Annotated in this window: 9 protein-coding genes and 1 pseudogene; 6 read left to right on the top strand and 4 right to left on the bottom strand. The window is 36.6% G+C overall.

Translation table 11 applies throughout. The features are described from left to right. The 5 genes from BZK14_RS12190 to pckA form a co-directional block, all read left to right on the top strand. Window positions 1-673 (top strand): FtsW/RodA/SpoVE family cell cycle protein (locus BZK14_RS12190; RefSeq protein WP_143691475.1); only part of this gene is annotated, 673 nt, incomplete at its 5' end. Beyond that, a complete protein-coding gene (mltB, locus tag BZK14_RS12195) occupies window positions 670-1,716 on the top strand; it encodes a lytic murein transglycosylase B (RefSeq protein ID WP_077926739.1) in 1,047 nt (348 codons plus the stop codon). The genes BZK14_RS12190 and mltB, both read left to right, overlap by 4 nt. A 3-nt stretch (window positions 1,717-1,719) precedes the next feature. Further along, window positions 1,720-2,562: a septal ring lytic transglycosylase RlpA family protein gene (locus tag BZK14_RS12200; RefSeq protein ID WP_077926740.1), complete on the top strand. Its 843-nt coding sequence runs from the start codon at window positions 1,720-1,722 to the stop codon at window positions 2,560-2,562. A 16-nt stretch (window positions 2,563-2,578) separates the two neighbouring features. Beyond that, window positions 2,579-3,745, top strand: a complete 1,167-nt coding sequence (locus tag BZK14_RS12205) for a D-alanyl-D-alanine carboxypeptidase family protein (protein ID WP_077926741.1) — start codon at window positions 2,579-2,581, stop codon at window positions 3,743-3,745. 100 nt (window positions 3,746-3,845) lie between these two features. Next, window positions 3,846-5,459, top strand: coding sequence for a phosphoenolpyruvate carboxykinase (ATP) (gene pckA, locus BZK14_RS12210; protein WP_077926742.1), 1,614 nt, complete (start codon window positions 3,846-3,848; stop codon window positions 5,457-5,459). A gap of 76 nt (window positions 5,460-5,535) precedes the next feature. Here the strand turns inward: pckA and BZK14_RS12215 are convergent, their stop codons facing one another. From BZK14_RS12215 to pilB, 4 genes are read right to left on the bottom strand one after another with little or no spacing between them, the layout of a single operon-like run. Then, a complete protein-coding gene (locus tag BZK14_RS12215) occupies window positions 5,536-6,573 on the bottom strand; it encodes a class I SAM-dependent methyltransferase (protein ID WP_077926743.1) in 1,038 nt (345 codons plus the stop codon). Beyond that, window positions 6,570-7,259 (bottom strand): pseudouridine synthase, encoded by a 690-nt coding sequence (locus BZK14_RS12220; protein WP_077926744.1) that lies wholly within the window; start codon window positions 7,257-7,259, stop codon window positions 6,570-6,572. The genes BZK14_RS12215 and BZK14_RS12220 overlap by 4 nt, the downstream gene beginning before the upstream one ends. Continuing rightward, complete coding sequence (locus tag BZK14_RS12225; protein ID WP_077926745.1) at window positions 7,260-7,640, bottom strand: RidA family protein; 381 nt, start codon at window positions 7,638-7,640, stop codon at window positions 7,260-7,262. A gap of 20 nt (window positions 7,641-7,660) precedes the next feature. Further along, window positions 7,661-9,343, bottom strand: a complete 1,683-nt coding sequence (gene pilB / locus BZK14_RS12230; protein ID WP_077926746.1) for a type IV-A pilus assembly ATPase PilB — start codon at window positions 9,341-9,343, stop codon at window positions 7,661-7,663. 208 nt (window positions 9,344-9,551) lie between these two features. Between pilB and BZK14_RS12235 the strand changes: the two are divergent. Beyond that, window positions 9,552-9,739 (top strand): annotated as a pseudogene (locus BZK14_RS12235) (PhoH family protein); the annotation flags it as partial.

Genomic DNA, 9,739 nt, shown 5'->3' on the forward strand with positions numbered 1-9,739 from the left:
CTTTGTCTTAGTACTATACCAACCTGATTTAGGAACAGCATTGCTGATTTTATTTGCGTGCATTACTGCTATATTTTTCAGCGGACTTCAATGGCGATATATTATTTTAGCCATCATTTTAATTGGTATTGCCCTACCTATAGTTTGGGAGTTTGGGCTTCAAGATTATCAGAAAGGTCGAGTATTAACACTTTTAGATCCTGAATCCGATCCATTAGGTAAAGGCTACCAAATCATCCAATCTAAAATCGCCATTGGATCTGGTGGAATGTATGGCAAAGGATGGCTTAATAGTACACAAGCCTCTCTCAAATTTTTACCTGAATCATCAACTGATTTTATCTATGCGATCACAGCCGAAGAGTTTGGATTTGTTGGAATTACTATCTTGTTAAGTTTATACTTATTAATCATCTTAAGAGCTTTTTACCTAATCAATAAAGCACAAGACCCTTTTAATAAGTTGATTGGCGCAGCAATTACTTCCTGTTTTTTCTTCTACATTTTTGTCAATGCTGGTATGGTAAGTGGGCTACTTCCCATTGTTGGCGTACCATTGCCATTTATTAGCTATGGTGGAACCTCCATTGTGACCTTGTTCCTATCATTTGGTATAATAATGAGCATATTTGCCCACCCTGAGCCTAAAAAAGAAAAGGAATACACTACGTGAAACGACTACATCCATGGTTAGCCTGTTCAACAATCCTATTCATGTCAGCTTGTACAAGCAATTCTACTGCGCCACAACAAACGACCAATTACAATACGACCGCCACTTATTCAGAGAGAGCAGAAACAAATCTTGCACAACGCCCTGATGTCATCAATTTTATTGACAAAACCCATAAATCAACTGGCATTGATAAAAAATGGCTCACAAATACAATGAATAAAGCATCCATTAAACCCACTATTATCGATGCAATGAATCGCCCTGCTGAAAAAATGAATTGGGGTCGTTATCGTCCAATTTTTATGACAGAAAATAGAATCAAAGGTGGCGTTGACTTCTATCATCAATACCAATCAGCCTTATTACGTGCAGAAGCAGAATATGGCGTTTCCGCTGCTGTGATTACCGCCATTATTGGTGTAGAAACCAGCTATGGTGCTAATCGTGGTAATTGGGCAGTGGTAGATGCATTATCTACACTTAGCTTTGAATATCCTCGTCGAGCAGACTTTTTCTCTAATGAATTACAAAAATTCTTAAATATTGCTTACAAAATGAACCGAGATCCATTCAGTTTCAAAGGATCTTATGCTGGTGCAATGGGTTATCCACAATTCATGCCCTCTAGCTATATGGCTTATGCCGTTGATTTTGATGGCGATGGTATTAAAGATTTATGGAACAACCCCGTAGACGCTATTGGCTCTGTTGCTAACTACCTTGCTAAACATGGATGGCAACGTGGCGGACAATTAGCCTCACAAGTTTCGGTTACAAACCCGCAAGCTGTAAGCAGCTATTTCCAACGTGGCCCTGTTCGTCCTCCTAAAACCAACTTATCAACATTAAAACAACTAGGTGTTCAATCATCTATTAATACCAGCACCCCTGTAACATTAATGCAATTTGAAGTAACACCTAACCATTACGAATATTGGATTGGATTTTATAATTTTTATGTCATCACACGCTATAACCATTCCAATATGTATGCACTCGCAGTTTCTCAATTAGCCAATGCTATCAACGAAAGAAAATAACTTATGCCTAATCGTAATATTATCTTATTAGTCATTTTTTCCCTCTTGATCGTTGGGTGTGGTAGTAAGACTAAGAATAAAGCATCCAAACATGGTGCTGTCCCTAAAGAAGAACCTGTCAGTAAATATGGTAACCCTAAAAGCTACAAAGTTATGGGGGAAACTTATAAAGTCAAAGAAACATCTAAAGGCTATAGCGAGGTTGGTATTGCATCCTGGTATGGTAAAGATTTTCATGGCAAACGTACATCTAGTGGAACACCATATAATATGTATAGCTATTCTGCTGCCCATAAAACATTACCAATACCTACCTATGTCAAAGTTACTAATCTAGAAAATGGTAAAACTGTTAATTTACGCGTCGATGACAGAGGTCCTTTCTCCAAAGGCCGAATCATTGATCTGTCTTACCAAGCTGCAAAAGATTTAGGCGTCATTGCTAAAGGAACAGCTAAAGTTAAAGTTGAGGCATTAAAACCTTATCAATATCTCAATGGCAATAAAGCAGCTTATGGGCATACTTATACGCCTGATGTTTCTTTCTCTGATTCTCGTGGTGATAAAATTGAAGTCACAAATGAAGCAGCTTATGTGCCGCCACCTACCTATCAAAATAGTGGTACATATACTGTTCAACTGAATGCATATAGCAGTGAGTATAATGCAGCCAATTACCAAGACCAAATTAGACAAACTTACAATTTACCCGCAGAAGTACATTATGATGGTCAGTTTTACCGAGTAATTGTTCACCGTTATAATACACAATACGATGCAGAAGAAGCCGCTTTTTCATTTAAGAATCAAGGGCTATCTGCTAAAACTTTTAATCTTCAACCATAAAGTATAGAGTAGTTTTATGAAAAAAATTCTTTTAGTATGCCTTTCAGTTCTATCAACAAGTGGGGCTGGTTTTGCGCAACAACTACCACCTATCCCCGTGAGTGTGCCTGTTAAAGCTTGGGTAATCATGGATTATGACACAGGTGAAATCTTAGCTGATTATAATGGCCATCAGCGTTTAGAACCTGCAAGTGTCACCAAAGTGATGACAAGCTATTTAGTCGCTGAAGCTATAGAAAAAGGCGTAATCCAAGAAGATGCACAAGTCACTATTTCTCCTTATGCACAATCGCAGGAAGGCTCTCGCATGTTTGCAGAAGCGGGCTCTAAAATTACTGTTCATGATTTAGTCTTAGGGCTCGTCATTCAATCAGGTAATGACTCATCTATTGCACTCGCTGAATACCTCTACGGTAGCGAATCTATTTTTGCAATGGAAATGAATAAAAAAGCACAAGAATTGGGCATGAAAGATAGTAACTTTATGAACGCATCAGGCTTACCTCATGCAAATCATTATAGCAGTGCTTACGACTTAGCAATATTATCTCGCCACTTAATTAAAGATTTCCCAGAGCATTATAAAATCTATTCCCAAAAATCTTTTACATGGAACAACATTCTACAAAAAAATCGTAATACACTATTATGGACAGACCCCAGCGTAGATGGCATTAAAACAGGCCACACCAATTCGGCAGGTTATAACCTTGCATCAAGCGCAGTTCGTAATGGGTTTAGGGTTATCGTTGTTGTACTTGGTACCAACAATGAAAAAGAGCGAGCTCAATTATCCACAGAGCTTCTTAACTATGCTTTTCTTAACTTTGAACACAAGAAATTATATGATCAGAATCAAATAATCTTAGAATCACCTGTACATGAAGGTAATGCAGATTATGTGAAATTAGTATCAGATCAAAACATTTATGTAACATATCCGCGTGGTCAATATTCGGAATTAACATCATCTGTTGAAGTTCAAAAACCATTATTAGCACCGATTGAAAAAGGCGCCCCCATAGGTAAATATATTGTTAAGAACGGTAATAAAACAATCTTAACAGCACCATTGTATGCAGAAAGTACCATTGAGGAAGCGAGCTTTGTAAAGCGCTATTGGGATAAGTTTAAATACAAATTCCAGCACAAATTTCAAAAGGTTAAAACACAGTTATTTTAGTATTCAACCCAATCAGCTGTAGTAAAAGAGTAGCATTCGAGTATAATATCGAACTTTAATATTTTTACTTTACACTGACAATCATCCCGGAGAGATTGAAATGATCGACAAGATTAAGGCATTTTTGCAATCACATAACATTGTAGCATCTGAGATTATCTATAATCCTAGCTATGATGCGCTATATGAAGCAGAAATGGATCCATCATTAACTGGTTTTGAGAAAGCAACCTTAACAAATTTAGGTGCGTTGGCAGTAGACACTGGTATTTTTACTGGTCGTTCTCCAAAAGATAAATTTATTGTTAAAGATGCAACAACTGAAAATACTGTTTGGTGGAATGGCACTGGCGGTGTAAAGAATGACAATGACCCTTTATCACAAGAATCATGGTCAGCCTTGAAAGACGTTGTCACAACTCAATTAACCAATAAAAAACTATTCATTGTAGATGCTTTTTGTGGTGCGAATAAAGACACACGTTTAAGCGTGCGTTTTATCACTGAAGTTGCATGGCAAGCTCATTTTGTAACAAATATGTTCATTCGCCCAACGGCTGAAGAGTTAGCAGAATTTGAGCCTAACTTCACAGTTATGAATGGCGCAAAATGTTCTGATCCTAATTGGAAAGAGCATGGCTTACACTCAGAAAATTTTGTAGCTTTCAACTTAACAGAAAATATCCAATTAATCGGCGGTACTTGGTACGGCGGTGAAATGAAAAAAGGCCTATTCTCTGTAATGAACTACTTATTACCATTAAAAGGCATTGCTTCTATGCACTGCTCTGCTAACGTTGGCAAAGATGGTGATGTTGCAGTATTCTTCGGCCTTTCTGGTACAGGTAAAACAACATTATCTACAGATCCCAATCGTGAATTAATTGGCGATGATGAACATGGCTGGGATGATGATGGTGTATTTAACTTTGAAGGTGGTTGTTATGCAAAAACTATTAACTTATCTGCAGCTGCCGAACCTGAAATCTATGGTGCAATCCGCCGTGATGCATTGTTAGAAAATGTTGTTGTATTAGAAGATGGTACTGTTGATTTCAATGATGGCTCAAAAACTGAAAATACACGAGTTTCTTATCCTATCAACCACATTGAAAATATTGTCGAACCTATCTCTAAAGCAGGTGCTGCAAAGAAAGTTATTTTCTTAACAGCAGATGCATTCGGTGTATTCCCACCTGTATCTAAACTAACACCTGAACAAACTCAGTACTACTTCTTATCTGGCTTTACCTCAAAAGTTGCAGGTACAGAGCGTGGTATTACTGAACCAACACCAACATTCTCAGCATGTTTTGGCGCAGCATTCTTACTACTTCACCCAACTCAATACTCAGATGTATTAGTTAAGAGAATGCAAGAATCAGGAGCAGAAGCATACTTAGTTAACACCGGCTGGAATGGTACTGGCAAGCGTATTTCTTTGAAAGATACACGCACAATCATCAACTCAATTTTGAGTGGTGAAATTGATCAATTACCAACAGCAACATTGCCAATTTTTAACTTAGAAATGCCAACAGAATTACCAAATGTTGATGCACAACTATTAGACCCACGCAAAACCTATACAGCTGAATCTGAATGGGAAGTTAAAGCAACAGATTTAGCAGAACGTTTTGTTAATAACTTTGCACGCTATACAGATACAGATTTAGGTGCATCCTTAGTTGCAGCAGGTCCTAAGAAAGACTAATTTTAGTTTTTTTTAATAAAATAAAATCCCATAATCTGAGAATTATGGGATTTTTTTATAGCCTAATTTTTAGTGACTATTTTCTAAATCTTAAGACTTTAAATTGTGAATTTTCATTCATTAAGTCCATTTGTAAAGAAGTTTTTTTTGCCAAAGATTCAATCTTTAAAAAACGATTCATCACAAACCAAGCTTCACCTTTTTTAGCCAATAAACGTTCAGTTGCTGCTAAAAAACGAATGGTTAAATTTTCAGAAGTTTCAAACCCCTGATGAAAAGGTGGATTACTCACAATCAAATTAAACTTTTGTGATTCAATCGTACGCGCACAATCATCTAATATCACTACACCATTCACATTATTTTGTGTAAAGTTAAATTCACACAATGTTGTCGCCGTAATATTATTATCCGTCGCAATGAACTCACTGGATACAAAAGTTTTGGCAAGCAGCAATGAAATTAAACCATTGCCACATCCCATATCTAATACTTTCTCAAAAGTTTGATGATCATAATGCTGACACACTGTTTCACATAAGAACAAACTGCCCTGATCTATTTTGTCTGCACCATAAATCCCTGCTTTACTCGATAGATTTAAAGACAATTCATTCTCAATAGATTTTACAACTGTATAATCACGATCCTCAATTTGATCAATCTGTGGATTAATCAAAGAAAACTCTGCAATTCTCAACCCTTTGCCCAATAGCTCTTGCTCAACCAATTCACCAAATGCTTTCTCAATTTTCTTGAAAGTATTCTTAATACCTTCATCATTAAAACCCACACAAATCAATCTACCTTTGGATTTTAATATGCGCATTGCTTCACGAATCCAATGATTCAATAATGCTTTAGCTTTTGGCACTCGCAAATAAACAATATCAAAACTTTCATCATGATATTGTGTGCAATCATAATCTGATAAATTGACAATGTTATATTGCTTTAAATAATCTGCAATCTCGATGCGATTAGTGATAGATTCTGTGGATGTAATCAAAATGGGATGATCAGAAACATCATAATTTTCATCCACAAACCATAATGATTTTAAATCTGAGTATTTTTGTGCAACATTAGACAATGCACTGAATGCTTCACTCACGCTACAAACTCCTCAATCTCAGCATCTGTTAATTCTCGATAATCGCCTTCAGCTAAATCACCTAAACTGATACTCCCTATACGATCACGATGCAACTCCACCACTTCGTTACCCACAGCTTTCAACATACGTTTAACTTGATGGAACTTCCCTTCACTGATTTCTAAATAAATCTGCCGTGGCGAAATCACTTCAACTTTTGCAGGCAAAGCTTTGCCTTCATGCAACTCTACGCCATTTTCCAGTTGAGCAATAGCCCCTTTGGTAATTTCATTAGCTAATGTCACCAAATAACGCTTAAAACAATTCTGATTAGGATGTGCAACACGATGCGACCATTGCCCATCATTAGTGACCAAAACTAATCCTGTTGTATCTACATCCAATCGCCCAGCACAATGCAGATCCACAAAGGAATAATCCTCCAGTAAATCATAAATAGGCGTACCACCATCATGCGTATGACTAGAAACAAAACCTTTGGGTTTATTTAACATAAAGTAGAAAAACTCTTGGTAAACAAGCTCATCATCACAATAAAAAACTCGATCCTGAGATAGATCGAGTTGATGCTTTGCTTGCTTGACCATTTCTCCGTTCACTACCACTTTTTTACTCTTTAGGATACTTCTTGCATCTTGTCTAGAAACACCTAAAGTTTTCTGAAGAAATTGATCTAAACGCATTTATTTAATATACGCAATTAATTCTACTTCACATAGAACATCTTTTGGTAAACGCGCGACTTCAAAACATGAACGTGCAGGCAAACTTTCACCCAAATAATGAGCATAAATTTCATTAAAATCCACAAAATCTTCCATATCTTTTAAGTAACACGTTGCTTTTAAAACTGTATCAAATGATGCACCAGCTTCATCCAAAACTGCTTTCAAGTTTTCAAATACACGTTGTGCTTGAGTTTTAACATCATTACCAACTACTGCACCCGTTTCTGGATCCAATGGAATTTGACCTGATGTGAACAATAAATCTTTAAAAATTTGTGCTTGTGAATAAGGCCCTACCGCCTTGGGTGCACGAGGTGAATTAACAACTTTTTTCATCCTTAATCTCCAACTATTAATTAATCTGTGGTTACACGTAACAATTCATCAACACTTGTAACACCTGCAACAACTGCTTTGATTGCAGATTTACGAATACTATCAACACCTTCTAATTCTGCTTGATCTGCAATATCAACAGCACTTGCTTTATCCAAAATCATGCGCTCCATCGTATCAGAAATTGGCATGACTTCATAAATACCTACGCGCCCTTTGTAACCTTTATTACACATATCACAACCTACAGGTCCAAAAATTTCACCTGTTAGCTGCATGGATGTAAAACCTAAACCTTCCAAAGTTCGAGGATCAACACGTACTGGCTCTTTACAATATGAACATAATCGTCTTGCTAGTCGCTGTGCAATGATCAAGTGAACAGTGGATGCAATATTAAATGTTTCCACACCCATATTAATCAAACGCGTTAATGTTTCAGGAGCTGAATTCGTATGCAAAGTTGATAACACTAAGTGACCTGTTTGGGCTGCTTTAATTGCAATATCTGCTGTTTCCAAATCTCGAATTTCACCCACCATAATGATATCTGGATCTTGTCGTAAGAATGATTTCAAGGCAGCCGCAAAGTCCAAACCAACTTTTGGGTTCACTGGTACCTGATTGATACCTTCCAAGTTAATTTCAACAGGATCTTCTGCAGTTGAAATATTTGTGGTTGGTTTATTTAAAATACCCAAGCATGTATAGAGTGTAACGGTTTTACCTGAACCTGTTGGCCCTGTAACTAAAATCATTCCTTGAGGTTTTGCAATCGCATCAAAAATATTTTTCTTTTGGATATCAGTAAAACCCAGAATTTCAATATTCAAATTCGCAGCCGAGCTATCTAAAATACGCATAACAACTTTTTCACCCCACAATGTTGGGCAAACGCTGATACGGAAATCAATAATTTTTCCTTTTAAGGAAACTTTAATACGCCCATCCTGTGGTACACGTTTTTCTGTAATATCCAGTTGCGACATGACTTTGATACGCGCAGCAATCTGATCTCTAAATGCTTCAGGTGGTGCAAAGGCTTCTTGTAAAACACCATCAATTCTAAAACGAATACGATAGCTATGTTCATAGGGCTCAAAGTGAAGATCCGAAACACCGCGCGTAATTGCATCTGCCAAAACACCATTAATGAATCGAATAATTGGAGAGTTATCCGTTTCACTCAATAGATCAAAGGTAACAGCTGCTTCACTATTATCCTGATCTGATGGCTTTTCTTTCTCCATTTGATTAAAAAGATTTTGTAATTTTTCACGATTAACACCACCATGTGATTGAAATTGTGCCACTAACTGCGATGGTGCCACCAATACAGGTTCAATAATCGCTCGAGATTTAAATCTCAATGTTTCTAACATTCTAGAATCAAATGGATCAGCAACTGCGACATATAAAATGCCATTTTTTAAACGTAATGGAAAAATCAAGTTTTTTTCCATTTCTTCTGTTGTCAAAAAATCAGGTTGCTTAATACTTAAATCAAATGCTCGCATATCAAAACGCGGTGCATTAGATATCTCTTGAGTCACTTTATAAATTTCATTCGCTGAAATATTCAGAGTCAACAAAGCTTTAACAAAAGAGCATCGTTCAGCCTGCATTAAAGTATCTGCTCGATCTAGATGTTCTTTTGTAATGATTGATTTTGCCAATAACGCTTTTACAAGATTATTTTGCATTAATCGCGTCATTGTTAGGCTCTGTGATTGAGTGCTTGGGTTTGCATCTGTTTGTGTTGGATTTATTGCCACGCCAAATTCTCTCTATTTAAAATAAATATTCTTTCTACTCTCTTGATTATAGCTGATTATTCCTACCATAGAAATAGCTTAGACTCCCTTTCTTCTCCGTGTATAATGAATCTTATTTTTGGATGATTAATTATTAATGCTTGAGCTAACTTTTCCCGACAATAATGAGCGTCTTGCCAATTTATGCGGTAACCTAAATTCACATTTACAATTGATTGAAAAACACTTTGCAGTTGAGATTGCTAACCGTGGCCCTAAATTTAAAATTACAGGTGAAGAATCGGCTGAATCAGAAGCTAAAACTATCCTAGAACATTTATATGA

It is taken from the genome of Wohlfahrtiimonas larvae (assembly GCF_002006755.1).
Taxonomy (GTDB): domain Bacteria; phylum Pseudomonadota; class Gammaproteobacteria; order Cardiobacteriales; family Wohlfahrtiimonadaceae; genus Wohlfahrtiimonas; species Wohlfahrtiimonas larvae.